Annotated in this window: 17 protein-coding genes; 10 read left to right on the forward strand and 7 right to left on the reverse strand. The window is 68.7% G+C overall.

Annotated elements, in window-relative coordinates; translation table 11 throughout:
* The coding region (locus PLC66_RS10750; RefSeq protein ID WP_324540193.1) for a type II toxin-antitoxin system VapC family toxin at positions 1–382 on the reverse strand (382 nt) is incomplete at its 3' end.
* Positions 379–636 carry a FitA-like ribbon-helix-helix domain-containing protein gene (locus PLC66_RS10755; protein ID WP_324540195.1) on the reverse strand — a complete coding sequence of 86 codons (258 nt, stop codon included), beginning with the start codon at positions 634–636 and terminating at the stop codon, positions 379–381. The genes PLC66_RS10755 and PLC66_RS10750, both read right to left, overlap by 4 nt.
* A gap of 239 nt (positions 637–875) precedes the next feature.
* Between PLC66_RS10755 and PLC66_RS10760 the strand changes: the two genes are divergently transcribed.
* Entirely contained in the window at positions 876–1,157 is a 282-nt protein-coding gene (locus PLC66_RS10760; protein WP_324540197.1) for a type II toxin-antitoxin system ParD family antitoxin, read from the forward strand.
* Positions 1,157–1,486, forward strand: coding sequence for a type II toxin-antitoxin system RelE/ParE family toxin (locus tag PLC66_RS10765; protein ID WP_324540199.1), 330 nt, complete (start codon positions 1,157–1,159; stop codon positions 1,484–1,486). The genes PLC66_RS10760 and PLC66_RS10765 overlap by 1 nt, the downstream gene beginning before the upstream one ends.
* 79 nt (positions 1,487–1,565) lie before the next feature.
* Here PLC66_RS10765 and PLC66_RS10770 read toward each other — a convergent pair whose 3' ends face one another.
* Positions 1,566–2,837, reverse strand: coding sequence for a bifunctional O-acetylhomoserine aminocarboxypropyltransferase/cysteine synthase (locus PLC66_RS10770; protein WP_324540201.1), 1,272 nt, complete (start codon positions 2,835–2,837; stop codon positions 1,566–1,568).
* Positions 2,838–2,938: 101 nt separating this feature from the next.
* Complete coding sequence (locus PLC66_RS10775) at positions 2,939–3,589, reverse strand: pyridoxamine 5'-phosphate oxidase family protein (protein ID WP_324540203.1); 651 nt, start codon at positions 3,587–3,589, stop codon at positions 2,939–2,941.
* A gap of 94 nt (positions 3,590–3,683) precedes the next feature.
* Between PLC66_RS10775 and pdxR the strand changes: the two genes are divergently transcribed.
* The 4 genes from pdxR to PLC66_RS22885 all read left to right on the forward strand — a co-directional run bounded on the left by pdxR (position 3,684) and on the right by PLC66_RS22885 (position 10,159).
* Complete coding sequence (gene pdxR / locus PLC66_RS10780; protein ID WP_324540205.1) at positions 3,684–5,126, forward strand: MocR-like pyridoxine biosynthesis transcription factor PdxR; 1,443 nt, start codon at positions 3,684–3,686, stop codon at positions 5,124–5,126.
* A gap of 187 nt (positions 5,127–5,313) precedes the next feature.
* Entirely contained in the window at positions 5,314–6,882 is a 1,569-nt protein-coding gene (locus PLC66_RS10785) for a site-specific DNA-methyltransferase (protein ID WP_324540207.1), read from the forward strand.
* A complete protein-coding gene (locus tag PLC66_RS10790) occupies positions 6,873–9,809 on the forward strand; it encodes a DEAD/DEAH box helicase (protein WP_324540209.1) in 2,937 nt (978 codons plus the stop codon). Before PLC66_RS10785 ends, PLC66_RS10790 begins: the two co-directional genes overlap by 10 nt.
* Before the next feature lie 23 nt (positions 9,810–9,832).
* Positions 9,833–10,159 (forward strand): DUF6883 domain-containing protein, encoded by a 327-nt coding sequence (locus PLC66_RS22885; protein ID WP_503012191.1) that lies wholly within the window; start codon positions 9,833–9,835, stop codon positions 10,157–10,159.
* A gap of 48 nt (positions 10,160–10,207) precedes the next feature.
* Here the strand turns inward: PLC66_RS22885 and PLC66_RS10795 are convergent, their stop codons facing one another.
* A complete protein-coding gene (locus PLC66_RS10795; protein ID WP_324540211.1) occupies positions 10,208–11,740 on the reverse strand; it encodes an IS1096 element passenger TnpR family protein in 1,533 nt (510 codons plus the stop codon).
* A 197-nt stretch (positions 11,741–11,937) separates the two neighbouring features.
* On the opposite strand from PLC66_RS10795, the gene PLC66_RS10800 reads away from it, so the two are divergent.
* The 3 genes from PLC66_RS10800 (at position 11,938) to PLC66_RS10810 (ending at position 14,612) form a co-directional block, all read left to right on the forward strand.
* Positions 11,938–13,128, forward strand: coding sequence for a class I SAM-dependent rRNA methyltransferase (locus PLC66_RS10800; RefSeq protein WP_324540213.1), 1,191 nt, complete (start codon positions 11,938–11,940; stop codon positions 13,126–13,128).
* Positions 13,129–13,273: 145 nt separating this feature from the next.
* Complete coding sequence (locus tag PLC66_RS10805) at positions 13,274–13,774, forward strand: hypothetical protein (RefSeq protein ID WP_324540215.1); 501 nt, start codon at positions 13,274–13,276, stop codon at positions 13,772–13,774.
* Positions 13,722–14,612 (forward strand): hypothetical protein, encoded by an 891-nt coding sequence (locus PLC66_RS10810; RefSeq protein WP_324540217.1) that lies wholly within the window; start codon positions 13,722–13,724, stop codon positions 14,610–14,612. The genes PLC66_RS10805 and PLC66_RS10810 overlap by 53 nt, the downstream gene beginning before the upstream one ends.
* A 144-nt stretch (positions 14,613–14,756) precedes the next feature.
* On the opposite strand, the gene katG is transcribed toward PLC66_RS10810, so the two are convergent.
* Positions 14,757–16,931 carry a catalase/peroxidase HPI gene (katG, locus tag PLC66_RS10815; RefSeq protein ID WP_324540219.1) on the reverse strand — a complete coding sequence of 725 codons (2,175 nt, stop codon included), beginning with the start codon at positions 16,929–16,931 and terminating at the stop codon, positions 14,757–14,759.
* A gap of 412 nt (positions 16,932–17,343) precedes the next feature.
* Between katG and PLC66_RS10820 the strand changes: the two genes are divergently transcribed.
* Positions 17,344–18,522, forward strand: coding sequence for an MFS transporter (locus tag PLC66_RS10820; protein WP_324540221.1), 1,179 nt, complete (start codon positions 17,344–17,346; stop codon positions 18,520–18,522).
* A gap of 10 nt (positions 18,523–18,532) precedes the next feature.
* Here the strand turns inward: PLC66_RS10820 and PLC66_RS10825 are convergent, their stop codons facing one another.
* Entirely contained in the window at positions 18,533–21,859 is a 3,327-nt protein-coding gene (locus tag PLC66_RS10825) for an error-prone DNA polymerase (RefSeq protein ID WP_324540223.1), read from the reverse strand.
* Positions 21,860–21,995 lie beyond the last annotated feature (136 nt).

The following is a 21,995-nucleotide window of genomic DNA, read 5'->3' on the forward strand; positions in this document are numbered from 1 at the left end:
CCTTGAAGGGGTTGGTATCTCGAGTCGCGACCATCAGGCCGCGCGCGGCGGCGGTGGCCGCGATGTAGCCGTCTGCGTTGCCGATCGCAAGGCCCGCCGCCCGCGCTCGCGCCATCAGCTCGCCGTAGGCCTTCGAGGCGTCGAGATCAAAGGGTAGAACGCGCCCGGCGAATGCCGGCAGCACTTCGCGTTCCAGCCGCTCCTGATAGATCGTGCGGCGTTTGCCTTGGGGCATGGCAGCGACGCCAAAGCGCAGCTCGGCGACGGTAATGGCGGAGAGGAAGAGGGTTTCCACCACCTGGGCATCCATCCAGGCGAGAACCTTGGGATCGGGCGCGACCCGCCACAATTCCGACAGTACGTTGGTGTCGACGACGATCATTCGAAGCGCATCGGCTCGGCCGGGGTCTTGTCACGCGCGTTCTCGAAGAGCGCGAGCTCCTCGTCGGTCAGTCCGCCCGCCTCGCGGGCGATCGAAGCCAGCAAGGTCCCGAGCTTCAGGCGCCCCTGGGGCTTCGCCGCTTGCTCGAGAATGCTGCGCACCTCGGCTTCAGCGCTGCGGCCGTGCATCGCAGCACGAACGCGGATGGCGCGATGCACCTCGTCAGGGATGTTGCGCACGGTGATGGAAGGCATGTTGCAAAGCCTCGTGCTGATGGAAGTGATTGCACTTTAGAGGAGTGCGATCAGCGGTGCAACGCCGCGGTTTCATGCCGGGGGTCCTGTGGGTGCAGATAATCGTGGTCCGTCCCCCGTTACGTTCTCTCAACTTTATGGCGTCAGGTGTTCGATCGCAAGGCAAGCGTAAAGGGCATGATTGCACCACGTTGGGGAGTGTTGGCAGAATGTGCCAATTGTCACCTCCGGAGATCCCCATGCCCACCCGCAATGTCGTGCTGACTGACAGCCAGGCGAAATTCGTCGAGCAGATGGTCGCCAGTGGTGCCTACCAGAACGCCAGCGAGGTGCTGCGTGAGGGCTTGCGCCTCGTTCAGGCGCGAGAGGCGGAGCAGGCCGCCAAGCTTGCTGCCTTGCGTGAGGCGGTCGCCGTGGGCGTGGAGGACATCGAGGCCGGACGCTATGCAAGCTTCAGCGATGCGCCGTCATTGCGGGCGCACATCTCGGCCATCGGCAAGCGCGTCCTGTCCTCGCAGTGATGACGGCATGGACTGTTCGCCTGACGCATCAGGCCGAACTTGATGTGGAAGCAATCCTGGCGTGGACCGAAGATCACTTCGGCACCCTGCAGGCCGAGGTCTACGCCGAGGTCCTGGCCCTCGCGGTCGAGGCCTTGCTCGCCGCGCCTGATGCGGTGGGCGCCCGGAAACGCGATGACATCCTGCCGGGAGTCCGTGTCCTGCATGTGGCGCGACACGGAAAGCGTGGACGGCATTTTCTGATCTTCAGGGCAAGCGAGGACGGTCAGATCGACGTGCTGCGCGTTCTCCACGACAGCATGGACCTGGCGCGGCATCTCGGGTCGTGATGTCCGGGAAAGCATGAGACAGATCACGGCTCCACAGCGAAGCCGCAATCTGTCCCGTTCAGGCGACTTGACTACCTGATCAAACCGCCGCCAGCGCCTGCTCCAGGTCGGCGATGATGTCGTCGATATGCTCGATGCCGATCGACAGCCGCACCATGTCGGGCGATACGCCAGCCTTGGCCAGTTCCGCCGGCGACAGCTGGCGGTGGGTGGTGGAGGCCGGGTGGCAGGCGAGCGACTTGGCGTCGCCGATATTCACCAGGCGGGTGATCAGCTTCAGCGCGTCCTGGAAGCGGCCGCCCGCTTCGAAGCCGCCCTTCACGCCGAACGACAGGATGCCCGAGGCGCGGCCGCCCATGTACTTCTGCACCAGGCCGTGGTCGGCGTGGTCGGGCAGGCCGGCGTAGTTCACCCATTCGACCTTGGCGTGCTTCTTCAGGTACTCGGCGACCTTGATCGTGTTGGTGCAGATGCGGTCCATGCGCAGCGCCAGGGTCTCGATGCCCTGCAGGATCAGGAAGCTGTTGAAGGGCGAGATCGCCGCGCCGGTGTTGCGCAGCGGCACGACGCGCGCACGGCCGATGAAGGCAGCGGCACCCAGGGCCTCGGTGTAGACCACGCCGTGGTAGGACACGTCCGGCTCGTTCAGGCGCTTGAAGCGCGCCTTGTGCTCGGCCCAGGGGAACTTGCCCGAATCGACGATCACGCCGCCGATCGAGTTGCCATGGCCGCCCAGGTACTTGGTGAGCGCATGCACCACGATGTCGGCGCCGTGCTCGAAGGGACGGCACAGGTAGGGCGAGGGCACGGTGTTGTCGACGATCAGCGGCACGCCGGCCTTGTGCGCGATCTCGGCGAGCCGCCCGATATCGGTGACGTTGCCGAGCGGGTTGCCCACCGATTCGCAGAAGATCGCCTTGGTGCGCGCGTCGATCAGCGCGGCGAAGCTGTCCGGGTCGCGGTAGTCGGCAAAGCGCACCTCGATGCCGAACTGCGGCAGGGTGTGGGCGAACAGGTTGTAGGTGCCGCCGTACAGCGTCGATGCCGAGACGATGTTGTCGCCCGCTTCGGCGATGGTCTGGATGGCGTAGGTGATCGCCGACATGCCCGAGGCCACGGCGAGCGCGCCGATGCCGCCTTCGAGTTCGGCGACGCGCTGCTCGAGCACCGCGGTGGTCGGGTTCATGATGCGGGTGTAGATGTTGCCCTGAACCTTGAGGTCGAACAGGTCCGCGCCGTGCTGGGTGTCGTCGAAGGCGTACGAGGTGGTCTGGTAGATCGGCACCGCGACGGCCTTGGTGGTGGGGTCGGGCGAATAGCCGCCATGCACGGCGATGGTTTCGAGCTTCATGGGTCAGGTCTCCCCTGCGGTGAAAGTGCGGGGGAGTATAGCCAGCGCGGGCGGGATGGCGAAATGACGGCCGGGCCCGCCACCGCGCGCGCGATCGCACTTCATTGCCATGCAGGGTCGAAGCGGCTCGGCGGCGCCTCGGCGAGCACGCTGTCGGCGTCCGTCAGCGGCTCGCCCTGCACCGTACGTAGCGGGATCACACCCGCCCACACCGGCCAGTCCAGATCCTCTTCATCGTCCTTGACGCCCCAGTCGCGCACCTTGGCGGAGACCTCTCCGAGCGGAATCCGCAGCAGCGTGGTGGCGTTCAGTTCCTTGTCGGTGATCGGGCGCAGCGAGTCCCAGCGCCCGGGGTAGAGGCCGTCGATGAAGGTGCGCAGGCTGGCCAGCTTGTACGCGGGGTCGGTCACCGCCTCGAAGCGGCCGTAGATCACCACCGAGCGGTAGTTCATCGAGTGGTGCATCGCCGAGCGCGCCAGCACCAGGCCGTCGGCGAGCGCGATCGTCACGCAGGCTTCGCCCGCCGTCAGCGCCTTGAGCATGCGCGAGGCCTTGGCGCCGTGGATGTAGAGGTGCTCGCCCTCGCGCCAATGGATGGTGGGGATGGCGTGGACGATGCCATCGACCTGGAAGGCGACAGTGCAGATCATCGCGGCGTCGACGATGGCGGCGACCGTGTCGGCCTCGTAGTGCGCGCGCTCGGGCATGCGGCGAACGCGGGTGCGCGGGGAGGGGGCGGGGGAGTGCGGCATGGCGAGGCGGCTCCGGAGGTTTTCGATCGCGCCATCCTAGGCTTCGAGTGGTACCTTTTGTAGTGCCATAAGAACAGGTTTGTATGGAGCCACGATGGAACTCGACTGGCTGCTCGCCCCACCCTTGCCCGCCGCCGTGCCGCGCCAGCGCCTGCTCTACCTGCGCCTGCGCGAAGCCATCCTGTGCGGCCGGCTGCCGGCCGACACGCGCCTGCCCGCGAGCCGCAGCCTCGCGGCGACGCTCGGCATCGCGCGCAACACGGTGCTGTTCGCCTACGAGCAACTCGTCGCCGAAGGTTGCCTGATCGCGGATCGCCAAGGCACCCGGGTTTCCCAACTGCCCCCCACGCCAGGCGCCTCGCCGCAGGCCCCGGGCGCAGCGGAGGCGCCACAGGCGCTGTCGGCGCGTGCTTCGGCAGCGTTGCAGCGTGAGCCGGCACGCGATGCCGAAGCCCTGTCGTTTTCGCCCGGCGTGCCGGATTTCGGTGCCTTCCCTTTCCGCGCCTGGCGCGCTTGTCTCGAGCGTGCATGGCGTGATGCGAGCTGGCGTCAGCTCGGCTATGTCGCGCAGGGAGGCGATCCCTCCTTGCGCGCCGCGCTCGCGGCCCATCTTGGCAGCGTGCGCGGCCTGGCGGTGGACCCCGCGCAGATCCTCATCACCAGCGGTACCCAGACGGCGCTCGACCTGTGCGCGCGCCTGCTCGCCGATCACGGCGACACGGTCTGGGTCGAGAACCCGGGCTACCTCGCCGCCCGTGTCGCCTTCGGCCTCGCCGGCCTGCAGGTGCACGACGTCGCGGTCGATGGCGAGGGCCTGGCCCCCACCGCCGACGACTGGCTGCGCCGCTGGCCGCGGCTGGTCATGGTTACGCCCTCGCACCAGTACCCCACCGGGCGGGTGATGTCGCTGCTGCGTCGGCTTGAGCTGATCGAGCGCGCCCGCGCGGCCGGCGCCTGGGTGGTCGAGGACGACTACGACAGCGAGTTCCGCCGCGCCGGCCCGGCGCCGCCGGCGCTGTTCGGCCTGAACGCCGACGCACCGGTGGTCTATGCCGGCACCTTCAGCAAGACGTTGTATCCAGGCCTGCGCCTGGGCTACCTGGTGTTGCCCCGGACGATCGCGGCGGATTTCATTCACGTCGCCGCGCTCGCCACCCGCGCCGGGCAGGGCATCGAACAGCGCGCGCTCGCCGACTTCATCGGACGCGGGCACTACACCACCCACGTCCGCCGCATGCGCGCCCGCTACAACGCCCGCCAGGCGGCGCTGCGCGCTGCCCTGCAGCAGGCCTTCGGGCCCGGGCTGGTGCTGTCCGGCGGCGAGGCCGGGCTCCATCTGGTGATGTGGCTGCCCGACGAACTGAGCGATGTCGCAGTGGCGCAGCGCGCCGCGCAGATCGGGCTCGGCGTGCGCGCCCTGTCGGCCTACGCGCGGCCGCCGGTTACCTGCAACGGGCTGGTGCTCGGCTACGGGAATCTGGATGAGGGTGCGGTCGAGGGGGCGGTGGCGCGGCTGAAGCGGGCGGCAGGGGGGTGATCCCGCCGCGGCCGTCGGCAGTGCGCGCTCACACGCAGCAAGGCTGCCGGCTCTGAGGGGCGATGCGTTATCCTCGGGCGCTGCCCGCAGGCCGCTGCCCTCGGGCCGGAGTGATCGCACGGCTCGCGTGCCGGGCCAGCGGTCGCGGCTACAATGACATCAACATCGATTCGAACGGCTCCCACCCATGCCCATCCTCGACTGGCTGAACAAGCGCCAGGCCCTGCAGGCCGCCGCGGCCGTGCCTTACCGGCTGATCGACGTGGACACCGTCCACGGCGACCCCGCGGCCGACAACTGGCTGATCCAGGGCGACAACCTCGACGCGCTCAAGGCGCTGCTGCCCTTCCATGCCGGCCGCGTCAAGTGCATCTACATCGACCCGCCCTACAACACCCGCTCCGCCTTCGAGCACTACGACGACAACCTCGAGCACAGCCAGTGGCTGTCGATGATGGCCCCGCGGCTTGAGCTGCTGCGCGAGTTGCTCGCCGAGGACGGCAGCATCTGGGTGTCGATCGACGACAACGAGGGGCACTACCTGAAGGTGTTGATGGACGAGGTGTTCGGGCGGGGGAACTTCGTGACGACGGTCATATGGCGGAAGAACTATGCCCCTAAGTCGAGCGCGAGGCATTTTTCGGTGGATCACGACTACATCCACGTTTATGCAAAGAATGGTGACAGCTGGTTTCCGAATGCGATGCCTCGCCGTGCGGATCAGGACACGGTGTACAAGAATCCCGATGGAGATCCAAGAGGCCTTTGGCGTCCCGACAATCTATCCGCCCGAAATCCATACAGCCTAGGGCTCTATCCAGTTACGACGCCGGGGGGGCGCATCATCGACGGTCCCCCAAAGGGCCGTTACTGGGCGATCTCACGGGAGAAATTGGAGGCTCTAGACCGGGATAATCGAATTTGGTGGGGAAAGGACGGCAACAATGTGCCGTCGTTGAAGCGCTTTCTGAGTGAAGTTAAGCAAGGACGCGTGCCTCAGACCTACTGGCCGTACGAGGAGGTTGGACACACGCAGGACGCCAAGAAGGAGACTGTGCTGCTATTCGGTGATGAGGTTTTCGGAACGCCAAAACCGGAAAGCTTGCTTGAGCGCATTCTCCACATCGCCACCGATCCCGGCGACCTCGTGCTCGACAGCTTCCTCGGCTCCGGCACCACCGCCGCGGTCGCGCACAAGATGGGCCGGCGCTACATCGGCATCGAGATGGGCGAGCACGCTCATACCCACTGCCTGCCGCGCCTGCAGAAGGTGATCGCGGGCGAGCAGGGCGGGATCTCGAAGGCGGTGGATTGGCAGGGCGGCGGCGGGCTGCGCTTCGCCCGCCTCGGCGCGCCGGTGTTCCTGCCCGACGGTCAGGTCGACCCGCAGATCGGCTTCGCCACGCTGGCGGCGTGGATCTGGTATCAGGAGACGCGCACGCCCTGGCGGCCCCAGGCCGCCGACGCGCAGCCGGCCTCGCCGCTGCTCGGCGTGCACGAGGGCCGCGCCTACTTTCTGCTCTTCAACGGCGTGCTCGGCGACCGCCGGCCGCAGGGCGGCAACGTGCTGACCTCGGCGGTGGCGGCGCTGCTCGACGAGGCGGCCGCAGGCGCCGCGGTGGCGGCGGGCACGCCGCGGGTGGTGTTCGGCGAGGCCTGCCGGCTGTCCGAGATACGCCGGCGCGCGCTCGGCATCGACTTCCGCCAGATTCCCTATGACATCCGCGCGCGACAGGAGGCTCCGGCATGGCGCTGACCCTCAAGCGTTACCAGCGCGAGGCGCTCGCCGCGCTCGCGCGCTTCTTCGCCCTGGCACGCGGCGCGCGCGACGAGGCCGCGCTCGACGCCGCCTTCCGCCAGACCCTGCTCGAACAGGAGCACGCGGCGGAGACCATCCCGCCCTATCTGGCGCAGGGCTTCGTCAGCGACGAAGGGGCTACGCCCTATGTGTGCGTGCGCATCCCCACCGGCGGCGGCAAGACCCTGCTCGGCGCGCACGCGCTCGCCGCCGCGGCCCGCCACTACACCGGCCAGGACCGGCCGCTGGCGCTGTGGCTGGTGCCCACGAACGTGATCCGCCAGCAGACGCTCAGCGCGCTGAAGACTCCCGGCCACCCCTACCGCGAGGCGCTGGAGGCGCATTTCGGCGTCGATGGCGTACGCGTGCTCGACATCGCCGACAGCGACCAGATCCGCCCGCAGGACATCGGCGCGCGTGCGCTGGTGATCGTCGGCACGCTGCAGACGCTGCGGGTGGACGACACCTCGGGGCGCGACGTCTATGCCTACAAGGAGGCCTTCGAGCCGCATTTCGAGCGCGCCCCCGAGCTGCCCGGCTTCGAGCGCGTGAGCGAGCGCGACCTCGAGGTCCAGCCCTACCTCGGCCGCGCCGACCTCGGCAAGGTCAAGCGCAGCTTCGCCAACCTGATGTACTGGCACCGCCCGGTGGTGATCATCGACGAGGCGCACAACGCGCGCACGCCGCTGAGCTACGACAGCTTCGCCCGCCTGCGCCCCGCGGCGCTGATCGAGATGACCGCCACCCCGGTGCGCCAGGGCCGCCACCGCAGCAACGTGCTCTACCACGTCTCGGCCGAGGAGCTGAAGGCCGAGGAGATGATCAAGCTGCCGATCGTGCTGAGCGCCCATCCCAACTGGGAGGAGGCGGTGCGCGACGCGCTGCTCACCCGCACCCGGCTCGCCGAGGAGGCCGCGCGCGAGCTGGCCGCGGGCGGCGACTACCTGCGCCCGATCCTGCTGCTGCAGGCCGAGGACAAGCGCGGCGAGATGAACGTCGAGCGCCTGCGCGAGCACTTGATCGCACAGGAAAACATCGCGCCCGAGCGCATCGCGGTCGCCACCGGCACGCAACGCGAACTGGACGGCGTGAACCTGTTCGACCCGGCCTGCCCGGTGGAGGTGGTGATCACCGTGGAGGCGCTCAAGGAGGGATGGGACTGCTCCTTCGCCTATGTGTTCTGCAGCCTGCAGAACGTCGGCTCGAGCCGCGACATGGAGCAGTTGCTCGGCCGCGTGCTGCGCATGCCCTACGCGAAGCGGCGGCGCAGCGAGCTGCTCAACCGCGCCTATGCCCACCTGGCGAGTGCGCAGAGTACGCGCGTTGCCGGGGAACTCGCCGACCGCCTGGTGGCGATGGGCTTCGAAGAGCTGGAGGCAGTGCAGGCGGTGTTTCCGACCAGCCTGCCGCTGTGGGGCGACACGGGCGCTGCGGGCGAACCGTCCGTGCCGGCCTTGCCTGCGCTGGAGCTGGTGCTGCCGGTGGCCGCGGCGGCCGACCTGTTCGCGCTCGAGGTGGGCGCGGCAACGCCGGCGCTGCGCATCGAGACCCGGCCGGATGGCGAACTGCGCGTGAGCCTGGACCAGCCGCCACCGCCCGCGCTGCGCGCCGCGCTGGTCGCGGCACTACCCGAGCGCAAGGCGCGCGAGGCCCTGACGCGCGAGCTCGACCGCTTCGAGCTGCGCCACCGGACCTTCGCCTCGCCCTCCCAGCGTGGCGTGGACTTCCGCCCGCTACCCTTGCTGTGCGTGCGTGATGCGCAGGGCGAGCTGGAGCTGGCCGAGCGCGAGACCCTGCTCGATCTGGCCGGCTTCGTCCTCGCCGACCAGCCGCCCGAACTGCCCGGCTTCCGCCCCGACGAATCGCCGGGCGCCTACCTGGTGGATCTGGACCATGGCCGTCTGCGCATCGAGCAGGAACGCGGCGCTTATGCGGTGAACCTGGATCTGGTACCGACCACGGTGACCGAGGCCGACCTGCTGCACTGGCTGGATGCCCGCCTGCGCGAGCCCGGCACGCCGCAACCGCAGATGCTCGCCTGGCTCAGCCGCGTACTGCGCTGGCTGGAGCACCACGAGGGCCACACCCTGACCGCCCTGGTGCGCCACCGCAACCGGCTCGCCGACGCGCTCGCCGAACGTCTGCGCGTGCTGCGCGAGAAGGCGCAGCGCCAGGGCCTGCAGCGCGTGCTGACCGGTTTCGAGACGCCAGGCTGCATCAGCGCAGAGTACGTCTTCGTGTTCGGCCGCGGGCTGTATCCGGCGCGCCCGCCGTATTACACCGGCCGTCACCGCTTCGCGAAGCACTACTACGGGGTGATCGGCGATCTGCAGGAGGCGGGGGCGCGCCAGACCGACCATGAATATCACTGCGCAGTCGCGCTCGACGGTCTGCCGCAGGTCCGGCACTGGGTGCGCAACCTGGCGCGCTTTCCGGAGTTCTCGTTCTGGCTGCCGACCGCGAGCGACCGCTTCTATCCCGACTTCGTCGCTGAGCTGGAGGATGGCCGCCTGCTGGTGGTCGAATACAAGGGCGAGGGCTACAAGAGCGCCGACGATGCGATCGAGAAGCGGCGCGTGGGAGAGCTGTGGGCGCGCCTGAGCGGCAACCTGTTCCTGCTCGCCGTGGCGCGCGACGTGCACGGGCGTGGCGTGGCCGAGCAGTTGCGCGCCTGCGTTGGCAGCGCTGCGATTGCGGAGCACGCCCGGGTGGTGGCGTTGGTCGACATCGCCTTCGACGGCGGCGTGGTGCCGGCCGGCAACCTGGGTACCGTGGTGTCGGTATATGACGAAGGTGCCGGCTATGCCGTCGAGTTCGGTGCAGTGGCGGGCGAGATGGGCGTGGTCTTCGCCGCTGCCGGCACGCTGCGCAGGGTGCCGTCGTGACCGGGGCGTGCAGGCTGCCGGGGGTGGAGTGCGCTCAGGTCGAACGCGGAAAGGTGGTCGATTATCTGCTGGCGCTCACCCACCCCGATGGGGGGCCGAAGGCGCGATTCTTTCTCGCCCGCGGCGCTCGTGCAGACGCTTGGGAAGCCTTTGCGAGGGTTCTTGTGGAGCATGCGCGCCGCAACCCGGTCGTTGGTGTTCGTGACCATCCCTCGGGGCGGGCGCGCCTCTTTCAGATCGATTGCCACGTAACGATGCCGGACGACTCCGCACCGTGCATTCGCACCGTTTGGGAGTTGCGCGCCGGCGCAGGCTGTCCTCGGTTGGTGACTGCCTACCCCGCTGCGTGACGAGCGTGCGAGCCCGCACCCCGGGTGGGTGGCTATGCGCGTCTGGCCTTATCGAATGCGCTTGAACAGCGCGTCCACCTGTTTCTGGTGTGTCGTGAGTTCGAAGGATCCCGGCTTGTACGGCCCGAGCCAGTCGAGAATCTCGCGACTCTCTGCGCTGCGCGGCGAGCGCTTGGCCTCGAGAATGTTGTAGTAGCCGGGCACGCCGCCGCAGTCCTCGGGCGGGCAGGCGCGTTCGCCGTCGAGCAGGGCGGCGGGCTTGCGCCGCGGGGCGCTCGGCAGACGCTTTTCGATGGTGATGCGGTGGCGCCAGCCGTCGCCGAAGTCGTACTCGTAGATGAAGCTGCGGCGGCGGCCGATGACCTGCCCGAGTTCGACATCCTCGCCGGGCAGGACCTCCTCGTCGAACGGGTTGTCGTAGCTGTCGCCCATGCCGATGCGGTAGTCGCCGACCCTGAACTCGTGCAGGTGCGCATCCTCCCAGCCCATCGCGGCCTGGATCACGTGGTGCAGCGCCTCGAAGGTGAGGGTGTTCTCCACTTCGACGCGGCGCCAGATCGGCGGGTCGATGTCTTCCAGGGCGATGTGCAGCACCAGCCGGCGCGCCGGGTAGTCCTGGGGCAGATCGTGCAGCGGGTCGTCCGCAGCCGCTTCTGCCACGAGGGCGTGCAGGGCCTCGATCAGGGTACGGTTGTCGTGGCGCGGGTCGGCGGCGAGCACGGCGATCCAGTAGTCCGCGCGCTCGCGCGCCTCGATGTCGCGTCCTTCGGCGAGCAACAACAGCACTTCCAGATGCGATAGCGACGGGTCGTCAGGGGTCAGGTGGCGTGCCTCGTTGAAGGCCCGCCAGGCGTTGCGGACGTCGCCACGGTCGGAACAGACCGTTGCTTCGCGTTGCATTCCGGCACTGCGCAACACGCGGTTGTGGGACTTCTTCAGACGTTCGACCAGCGCGTTGCGTGCATCGTACTGCTGGCGTGCGAGATAGCAGTTCATCAGGATGTTGGCGGCGTCGGTGGCGCGTTCGTCGCGCTTTCCGAGGTCGATGAACAGGGGCTCGAGCAGGGAAATCACGTCGTCGAAGCGCTGCTCGTCGCACCAGCGGCTGGCGACCAGCGCGAGCAGGTGCGGTGAAACGCCTTGCGAAACAGGCTCGCCGAGCCGCGTTCGGGGCAGGTGATCGAGCACGCGCCCGAGCATTTCGTCGGGCGGCAGGATCAGCGGACCTTCGTTACCCGCACCGCAACATTGCTTGTACTTGCGTTGGGAGCCGCAGGGGCAGGGCGCGTTGCGCTCGGGGGGCGCCAGCTTGCGCGGACGGAAGTGATTCTCGGGAATCGGGGTGGCGTTCCACAGCTCGTAAGCAAGTCGTATCGCCATGCCTTGCGCTGCGCGTTCGATCTCGGCTGGCGTGCCACCCTGTTCATTGACGACCAGCGCGGCAAGCGGCTGCAGCGCTTGGCGCAGGTGGGCGATCACCGCCGCGATGTCGTTGGACGCGATGATGACGCCGACAGCGCTCTGGAAGGCGAGCTCCATGATTGTCTGGAGGTCGGCATCAGTCGGCACGGATTGTTGCATCGCTGGCATCGTCGGTTTGGCGCGGCTGTTCATGGATTCATCTGGCTCCCTGGGCGTGGGGCGAACCTTAGCTTTTTGTCGCGCGTTACGTCCATCGTCATTGTCGATGCTGCCGCACGCATGGTGCTGCGCTTGGGCCATGGCACGACGAGCCGTTACACTCGCCGACCTGATTGCATCCCCCCTGGAATCCTGTCATGGCGCAACTCATCCTCCACCCCGGCAAGGAACGCTCTCTGTTCCGCCGCCACCCCTGGATCTTCGCCGGCTCGGTCGATCGCCTCGAGGGCCGCGCGCGGCCGGGCGATACGGTCACAGTGCTGACGGCCGAAGGCAAGGCGCTGGCGCGGGCGGCGTGGTCGCCGTCTTCGCAGATCCGCGCGCGGGTGTGGAGTTTCGACGCCGAGGCGGCGATCGACCACGCCTTCTTCAAGCGCGCGGTGGCGGCTTCGGTGGCGCGCCGCGCTGCGATCCCGGCGCTGCACGGGCAGGCGGGCGTGCGCCTTATCCATGGCGAATCGGACGGCCTGCCGGGCGTGATCGCCGACCGCTACGGCGACGTGGTGGTGCTGCAGCTCACCAGCGCGGGCGCGGACAAATGGCGCGACGCCATCGTCGCCGGCCTGGTGCAGGCCACCGGCTGCGCGGCGGTGTATGAACGTTCGGATTCCGAGGTGCGCGGGCTGGAAGGCCTCGAGTCGCGCACCGGCTGCGCGCACGGCGCGCTGCCCGCGGGCGGGCTGACCATCGTCGAGAACGGGGTGCGCATGGAGGTGGACGTCGAAGGCGGGCACAAGACCGGCTTCTACCTCGACCAGCGCGACAATCGGCTGCTCACCGGACAGCTCGCCGCCGGGCGCGCGGTGCTCAACTGCTTCTGCTACACCGGCGGCTTCTCGCTGCAGGCGCTCGCCGGCGGCGCGGAGTCCGTCCTTTCGATCGATTCCTCCGCTCCGGCGCTGGATTCGGCGCGCCGCAACCTCGCGCTCAACCCGCAGCTCGATGTGAGCCGCGCCGAGTGGCAGGAGGCGGACGTGTTCAAGGCGCTGCGGGCGCTGAAGGACGAGGGCCGCAAGTTCGACCTGATCGTGCTCGATCCACCCAAGTTCGCACCCTCGGCCGCGCACGCCGAGCGTGCCGCGCGCGCCTACAAGGACATCAACCTGTTCGGCTTCCGCCTGCTCAATCCGGGCGGCATCCTGATGACCTACTCGTGCTCGGGTGGCATCGGCCAGGAACTGTTCCAGAAGATCGTCGCCGGCGCGGCGATCGATGCCGGTGTGGACGCGCGCATCATCTACCGGCTCTCGGCCGCACCGGATCATCCGATCGGGCTCGCGGTGCCGGAAGGCGAATACCTCAAGGGGCTGGCCTGCCAGGTCGGGTGAGTCGTCCGGGTGTGGCGCCGAGCGATTCGTCACGACCCTTGCGACGACCCCGCACGCCCGATTGCGGCCGAATTCCGCCCCACCGGATCGCCGCGCCTCAGGCATCATGGCGCGCTTGACAACGTAACCGGCAGACAGACCCTCCATGTATCCCATCCACGACACCGACGCGCAGCTGCTGCTGGCGACCCTGATCGCCGCCAAGCGGCGGCCCGCCGCGCTGACCGATATCGTCGCGGCGGCCGAATTCATGGGCTTTCCGGTCACCGCGCCCGGCGCGTGGGCGACGGCCTTTGCGCGCTTCTTCACCCATGGCCTTTTGGTCACCGCAGGCGAGGGCTACGTCCTGACGCCCGTGGCCGTGCAACTGGTCGAGGGTCTGCCCAAGAAAGCCGAAGCCGACGAGCGTGTCTTCCTGGTGCGTGAGCGCCTGGCGGCCTGGAAGCCGGCGGCCGAGCACGCCGGCATCGAGATCAGCGCTGCAGAATTCGAGGCTGCACTGCAGGACCACGCCAAGCTCGCACAGCAGGGCGGCAAGAACCTGCTGATGCCCAAGCCCAAGCGCGACGAGGAGGACGAGCGGCGCCGTCCGTATGGCCGCCGCCCTGCCGGCAACCGCTCCGGCAACGCCCGCCGCCGCACTTGAGCGTGCAGCCTTCAACCAGGGTCACGGCCGGATGATGCCGCCCGCCGCAGCCCCGCCGCCAGCCGACGGCCGCGGCTCACGCGGCGCGCTGATCGGTCGTGATCGTGGTGGTGAAACCTGCGACTGGAGGACTCAAACGATGCCGGTGCCCAATCAGTTGTCCGTGCTGATCCAGACCCTGTCGCCGGATGCCGAGCGCGACCTGGGTGATGCGATCAAGGATCTGGAGGCCGCAGGCCTTGCCTGCACCGTCGAACATCAGGAGCTCGGACCACAAGCCTTCGTCGAGTGGCTGCTCCCGACCGCAGTGCTGATCTGGGTGGGTGAGAAGTACTTCGGCGCCATGCTGGCAGAGGCCGGCAAGGATCATTACAAGGTGCTCAAGCGCGGCCTGGGCAGGCTTTACGACAAGACGCTGGGCCGCGGTGCATCGGTGATCCGCCGCCTGCGCCGGCAGGATGGTTCGCTGGTGGCGGACGCAGCCTTCTCGGGCAACCTCTCCTTCGCCTATGCGTCGCCCGAGGGCTGGACGGTGAAGCTGCTTTTTCCGCTCGACGTCTCGGCGTCGCAATACGAGGCTGCGTGCGTGGCCTTCGCCAGCCTGATTGCGGAGCATGCGCGCGACCGGTCGCGATCGGCGCTGGAGGTCGAAATCGAGGCGATGGCCGAGGAGAAGGCGTCGATCCTGCCAGAGGAAATCACGTCCGCACACATGCGCGGCAGGGTACGCCTGCTGGTGTTCTGGAATTCCGCCGAGGGCTGCTTCCATGTCCCCGACCCGGGCGAATCCGGCTATCGCGGCAAACTGGTATCCCGTCCACTGGGGGCCGTGGCATGACACGACCCGCCCCCGCGCGTGAAGGGCAACGGGCCAAGGCGGCATTGTTTTTGGCCATGTGGCCGGGCTCCGCGCTCGGGATCTGAAAGCAAACCGCCCGCGGCATGCTTGCGCACGCGGCGGGCGGAGAGCGGGCAAAGGACCTCAGGCCAGATCGAAGCGGTCGGCGTTCATGACCTTCGTCCACGCGGCGACGAAGTCACGCACGAACTTCTCCTTGTTGTCGTCCTGCGCATAGACCTCGGCGTAGGCGCGCAGGATGGAGTTGGAGCCGAACACCAGATCGACGCGGGTTGCCGTCCACTTGGTGACGCCGGACTTGCGCTCGACGATGGCGTAGCTGTTGCGCCCGGTCGGCTTCCAGCTGAAGGCCATGTCGGTCAGATTGACGAAGAAGTCGTTGGTGAGCGCGCCGACGCGATCGGTGAACACGCCGTGCTGGCTGCCGCCGTGGTTGGCGCCGAGCACGCGCAGGCCGCCGATCAGCACGGTCATCTCGGGCGCGGTCAGGCCCAGCAACTGGGCGCGGTCGAGCAGCATCTCCTCGGGCTGGACCACGTAGTCCTTCTTCTGCCAGTTGCGGAAGCCGTCATGCAGTGGCTCGAGCACCTCGAAGGACTCGACGTCGGTCTGCGCCTGGCTGGCATCGCCACGACCCGGGGCAAACGGGACGTCGACGTTGAAGCCGGCGGCCTTGATCGCCTGCTCCAGGCCGACGTTGCCACCGAGCACGATCACGTCGGCCACGCTGGCGCCGGACTCGGCAGCGATCTTCTCGTACGCCGCCAGCACCCTGGCCAGACGTGCCGGCTCGTTGCCTTCCCAGTCCTTCTGCGGGGCGAGCCGGATGCGCGCACCGTTGGCACCACCGCGGTAGTCCGAGCCACGGAAGGTGCGCGCACTGTCCCAGGCGGTGGCGACCATGTCGCCTACCGACAGGCCGGCGGCGGCGATCTTCGCCTTCACCGCGGCGACGTCGTAGTTCTTGTTGCCGGCCGGCGTCGGGTCCTGCCAGATCAGGTCTTCAGAAGGTACGTCGGGGCCGATGTAGCGCGCCTTCGGGCCCATGTCGCGGTGGGTCAGCTTGAACCAAGCGCGGGCAAAGGCGTCCTCGAAGGCGGCCTGGTCGTTGCGGAAGCGTTCGGCGATCTTGCGATATTCGGGGTCGAAGCGCATCGCCATGTCGGCGTCGGTCATGATCGGCTTGCGGCGGATCGAAGGGTCTTCCACGTCGACCGGCATGTCTTCCTCGGCGATGTTGACCGGCTCCCACTGCCAGGCGCCGGCGGGCGACTTCTGCAGCCACCAGTCGTGCTTGAACAGCATGTCGAAGTAGCCGTTGTCCCATTTCGTGGGGTTCCTGGTCCATGCGCCCTCGATGCCGCTGGTCACGGCGTCGCGACCAACGCCGCGGGTGGCGTGGTTCATCCAGCCCAGACCCTGTTCTTCCAGCTCGGCGCCTTCCGGGGCCGGGCCGAGGTTGGCCGCGCTGCCGTTGCCGTGCGCCTTGCCGACGGTGTGGCCGCCGGCGGTGAGCGCCACGGTCTCCTCGTCGTTCATCGCCATGCGGGCGAAGGTCACGCGTACGTCATGGGCGGTCTTGATCGGGTCCGGCTTGCCGTCGACGCCTTCCGGGTTCACGTAGATCAGGCCCATCATCACTGCGGCGAGCGGGTTCTCGAGGTCGCGTTCGCCCGAGTAGCGCGAACCTTCGCTGCCGGTGGGGGCGAGCCATTCCTTCTCCGAGCCCCAGTAGGTGTCCTTTTCGGGGTGCCAGATGTCCTCGCGGCCGAAGCCGAAGCCGAAGGTCTTGAAGCCCATCGACTCGTAGGCCATGTTGCCGGCGAGGATGATGAGGTCAGCCCAGCTGATCTTGTTGCCGTACTTCTTCTTGATCGGCCACAGCAGGCGGCGCGCCTTGTCGAGGTTGCCGTTGTCGGGCCAGGAGTTCAGCGGCGCGAAGCGCTGGTTGCCAGTGCCGCCGCCGCCGCGGCCGTCGGCCACGCGGTAGGTGCCGGCGGCGTGCCAGGCCATGCGGATCATCAGGCCGCCATAGTGGCCCCAGTCGGCCGGCCACCAGTCCTGGCTGTCGGTCATCAGGGCCTTGAGGTCCTGCTTGAGCGCGTCGACGTCGAGCTTCTTGAGCTCCTCGCGGTAGTTGAAGTCCGGGCCCAGCGGATTGGTCTTGGTGTCGTGCTGGTGGAGGATGTCGAGGTTCAGGGCCTTCGGCCACCATGCCATCACGGAATCGCTGGCGGCCGTGTTGCCGCCGTGCATGACCGGGCACTTGCCGGCGCTTGAGGTGTTGTCCGCACTCATTTGCATCTCCTTGGTTGGCTGTATTGGCTCAGGAACGATAACTTCGTGATCGACCGGCAAGACTGACTCTCGCCGCTCCAGCAAGGGCTGCCCGGAAGCATCGCCCGGCCCTGTCTTCGCTGCTCACATCTGCAGGTTAGCAAAACAAAGGCATCTGCGAGTCAATGAGCATCATTGCACCGATCTATTAGTGTGTGTTGCGCCGCACAATAAAAGCTATTCTGGACGCAGCCTGCGATGATCGCAGGCTTGGACCGACCTGACCCGAGCTCAAATTGAGGCCCGCTCGTGCGCGTTACCGGCTACAAGAAGACGAGAGGACGGGCGGCGAATGGTTCCGCCTGCCGCGCCGGGCTGGGGTGAGCAGTCAATAACAGGTACATTTCCGATCCTTTAAAACAAGCATTTCCTTATGAAGAAGAACCTCTGGTTGCTGGCCATTGCCCAGGGCCTGTTTTTGACCAACAACGTGGTCTTCATCGCCATCAACGGCCTGGTGGGGCTGGCGCTCGCGCCCGCGGCCTGGATGGCAACCCTGCCGGTGATGGGCTACGTGGTGGGCGGGGCACTGTCGACCGGGCTGGTGGCGCGCACGCAGCGGCAATGGGGGCGCAAGGTCTCGTTCCAGCTCGGCCTGGCGGTGGCCTTCGCGACCGCGCTGCTGTGCGCCTTCGCGCTGTCGATCGGCAGCTTCTGGCTGTTGGTGGCGGGTACGGTGATCGCGGGCTACTACAGCGCCAACGGCCAGCTCTACCGCTTTGCCGCCGGCGAACTGGCGCCGCCTGCCTTCCGCGAGAAGGCGGTGTCGCTGGTGCTGGCGGGCGGCCTGATCGGCGCGGTGGTCGGCCCCAACCTGGCCAATCACACTCGCGAGGCGATGGGGGCGCCCTTCATGGGTTCCTACCTGGCGCTGGCGGTGGTGGCCCTGGTGTCGATGGCGGTGATGGCCGGCATCGCGTTTCCGCCCGAGCCCGGGAAGAAGGCCGGAGCGGGCGGTGGTCGCCCGCTCGCCGAGATCATGCGCCAGCCGGTGTTCATCGTGTCCACCCTCGGTGCGGCCCTGGGCTATGGGGTGATGAACCTGTTGATGGCGGCCACGCCGCTGGCGATGGACGTGTGCGGCATGCCTTTCTCGGACGCCGCGCTGGTGCTCGAGTGGCACGTGATCGGCATGTTCGCGCCGGGCTTCTTCACCGGGCACCTGATCAAGCGCTTCGGCGTGCTGCAGGTCATGGGGGTGGGCGTGGCGCTCAACCTGGCCTGCATCGGGGTCGCGCTGTCGGGTCAGGACCTGCACCAGTTCCTGATCGGGCTGTTCCTGCTCGGCGTGGGCTGGAACTTCCTCTTCACCGGCAGCACCACGCTGGCGATGCAGGCCTATCGGCCGGAAGAGAAGGACAAGGCGCAGGCGGCGATCAACTTCGCGGTGTTCGCGGTGATGGCGCTGACCTCGTTCGCCTCCGGTGCGCTGGTGACCACGCAAGGCTGGACCTGGCTCAACGTCGGCTCGCTGGTCCCGGTGGGGCTGACCGGTGTCGCGCTGATCTGGCTGGCGCTGCGGCAGCGGCGCGAGGCGATGCAGCAGGGGTGATCGCGGGCCTTCAGTGAAAGTCCCGGCTGCTGGCCTCGAGCGTGCCCAGCAGCGCGGAGTGGTCGACCACCCGGCTCGCCACCAGATGCACGACGCGCCCCTGGCGGCTGATCTGGCCGAACACGCCCAGCAGCCGCGCGCCGAGCAGGATGCGGCGCTGCTGCTCGAAGAGTTCGGCGCGGACGATGACGTTGGTGAGCCCGGTTTCGTCTTCCAGGGTGACGAACAGCGTGCCCTTGGCGGTGCCGGGGCGCTGGCGGCAAGTGACCAGGCCGGCGCCGCGGGCGAGCATGCGGTCGGCGGCGAGGGCGATGTCGGCCGCGGTGAGAAAGCGCAGGCGGGCGAGCTGCTCGCGCACGAATGACAGCGGGTGGCGGCCGAGGGTGAAGCCGAGACGGGCGTAATCGGCCAGCAGATCCTCGGCCTCGGCCGGTGCCGCCAGGGTGGCGGCGACGTCGCCGCCGGGGGCGCCGGCGAGCAGGCCGGGCAGGGGCGCGGCGCCGCTCGCCTGCCACAGGGCCTGGCGGCGATGGCCGGCGAGGGTGACGAGGGCGCCGCCGGCGGCGAGCGTGCGCAGGTCGCCGGCGTCCAGCCGGGCGCGGGCGGCGAGCTCCTGGGTGTCGGCAAAGGCGCGCTCGGCGCGGGCGGCGACGATGCGCACGGCGGCGTCCCGGGCGAGGCCACGGATCAGGCGCAGGCCGAGGCGCACAGCGGGCTGCGAGGTGGCAGGCTCCAGGGTGCAATCCCATTCGCTCCGGGTGACGTCCGCCGCGCGCACCTCGACGCCGTGGCGGCGCGCGTCCTGGATCAGTTGCGAAGGCGAATAGAAGCCCATCGGCTGGCTGTTGAGCAGGGCGGCGAGGAAGGCGGCAGGCTCGAAGCACTTCAACCAGGCCGAGGCATAGACCAGCAGCGCAAAGCTGGCGGCGTGGGATTCGGGAAAGCCGTAGCTGCCGAAGCCTTCGATCTGCTGGCACAGGCGCTGGGCGAAGTCGGGGTCGTAGCGGTTCTTCGCCAGCCCGGCGAGCAGCTTTTCGCGGTAGCGCTCGAGCTCGCCCTGGCGTCGCCAGGCGCCCATCGCGCGGCGCAACTGGTCGGCCTCGCCGCCGCTGAAATCGGCCGCCACCACGGCGAGCTGCATCACCTGTTCCTGGAAGATCGGCACCCCCAGCGTGCGCGCCAGCACGCTGCGGATCTCTTCGCGCAGCCCGTCCATCGGATCCTCGCCGCGCGCGGCACGCTCGCGCGCCTGCAGGTAGGGATGGACCATGCCGCCCTGGATCGGGCCGGGGCGCACGATGGCGACCTCCACCACCAGGTCGTAGAAGCGGCGCGGCTTCAAGCGCGGCAGCATGGTCATCTGCGCGCGCGATTCGACCTGGAACACGCCGACCGAGTCCGCCCGCGACAGCATGTCGTACACCGCCGGCTGCTCGCGCGGGATCGTTGCCAGCGTCAGCGGCCGCCCGCGCCAGGCCGATACCAGCGCCAGGCCGCGGCGCAGCGCCGACAGCATGCCGAGCGCGAGCACGTCGATCTTCATCAGGCCGACGGCGTCGAGGTCGTTCTTGTCCCACTGGATCACGGTGCGCTCGGCCATGGCGGCGTTCTCGACCGGCACCAGCTCGTCGAGCCGGCCGCGGGCGATGACGAAGCCGCCGACGTGCTGCGACAGGTGGCGCGGAAAGCCGATGAGTTCCTCGGTGAGCGCGACCAGGCGCCGGGTGACCGGGCTGGCGGGGTCGAGCCCGGCCTCCATCAGGCGTTCGGGCTGGATGCGGCGGCCGTCGAACCAGTGGTGCGCGCGCGTCAGGCGCTCGACCAGCGCCTCGTCCAGGCCGAGGGCACGGCCGACGTCGCGCAGCGCGCTGCGCGCGCGGTAGCTGATCACGGTGGCGGCCAGCGCGGCGCGCTCGCGGCCGTACTTGCGGTAAATGTACTGGATGACCTCCTCGCGGCGGTCGTGCTCGAAGTCGACGTCGATGTCGGGCGGCTCGTTGCGCTCGCGCGAGATGAAGCGCTCGACCAGCATGATGCCGAGCTGCGGATCGACCTCGGTGATGCCGAGCGCCCAGCACACCACCGAGTTCGCCGCCGAGCCGCGGCCCTGACACAGGATGCCGGCCTCGCGGGCGAAGCGGACGATGTCGTGCACGGTGAGGAAGTAGGGCTCGTAGCCGAGCTCGGCGATCAGCGCCAGCTCGTGTTCGATCTGCGCGCGCACCGGCGGTGGTGCGGGGTCTTCGGGCGGTCGTGGCGGGGTGGCGGTGGAGGCGGGGCGGGCGATGCGCGGCGGCGGTGTGCTGTGCCTGTCTGCAGGTGCGGAAGGGAGCGCGCAGGGGGCCTTTGCATCCTTGCCGTAGCGCCATGCCAGCCCGCCCTCGACCAGCCGGCGCAGCCAGCGCGCCGGGGTTTCGCCGTCGGGGACGAGTTCGGCGGGGTATTCGTAGCGCAGCTCGTCGAGGCTGAAAGTGCAGCGTTCGGCGACCGCCAGGGTTTCGGCCAGCAGGGCGGGCGGGTAGCGGCGGGCGAGGGTGTCGCGGTCGTGCAGGCGCTGCTCGGCATTGGCGGCCAGCGCCAGCCCGGCCTCGGCCACGCTGCAGTGCAGGCGCAGCGCGGTCATTACGTCGGCCAGTGGGCGGCGCTCGCGGGCGTGCATCAGCGCGCCGCTGGCGGCCACCGCCGGGATGCCGGCGCTGCGGGCGATGCGGCGCAGCAGGGTGATGCGCGCGCGGTCGCGGCCGTCGAGCCGGACCGTCACCGCCATCCAGGCGCGGCCGGGATAACGCTGCGCCAGCCAGACCGCGTCGGCTTCGAGGGCTTGGTGGGCGGGGGAGGCTTGCGGGCCTTCAGGGGTTGTGCTGGCGGTGTCGATGGCGGTGAGGGGCGGGCGTCCCGAGGGCGGGAAGGCGGCGGGAGGAAAGGCGGCGGGTGGCACCAGCAAGGCCAGGCAGTCGCGCTGCGTACCGGCGCTGCAGGCCGCATCGAGCATGGCCCGCGTGAGCTGGTACGTCCCCTTGACCGCAGCACGCCGAGCCTGGGTGATGAGGCGCGACAGCTGGCCGTAGCCGGCGCGCGTCGTCGCCAGCAATACGATGCAGGGGCCGTCGGCGAGCTGCAGCTCGCTGCCGATGATCAGCCGCGGGCGGTGCTCGCCAGGCAGGGCCTGCAGGGCGCGGTGGGCGCGCACCACGCCCGCGAGCGAGCACTCGTCGGTGAGGGCGAGGGCGGCATAGCCGAAGGCCGCCGCCTGCGCGACGAGCTCCTCGGGGTGCGAGGCGCCACGCTGGAAGCTGAAGTTGCTGAGGCAATGGAGTTCGGCATACGCTGGAATCACTTTGGAACTGTAAAAAAATACAGTCCTTGATGCAAGCGGATGCCGGGCGCGCGGCTCGTCCTGTGCGCGGCAGGCTTCGCTGTCCTTGTCGGTTTCTGTCGCGAAAAACGCTTGCCCTCGGTACACTTGCGCGTTT

This window comes from Thauera sp., assembly GCF_035444905.1.
In the GTDB taxonomy this organism is placed as follows: Bacteria; Pseudomonadota; Gammaproteobacteria; order Burkholderiales; family Rhodocyclaceae; genus Thauera.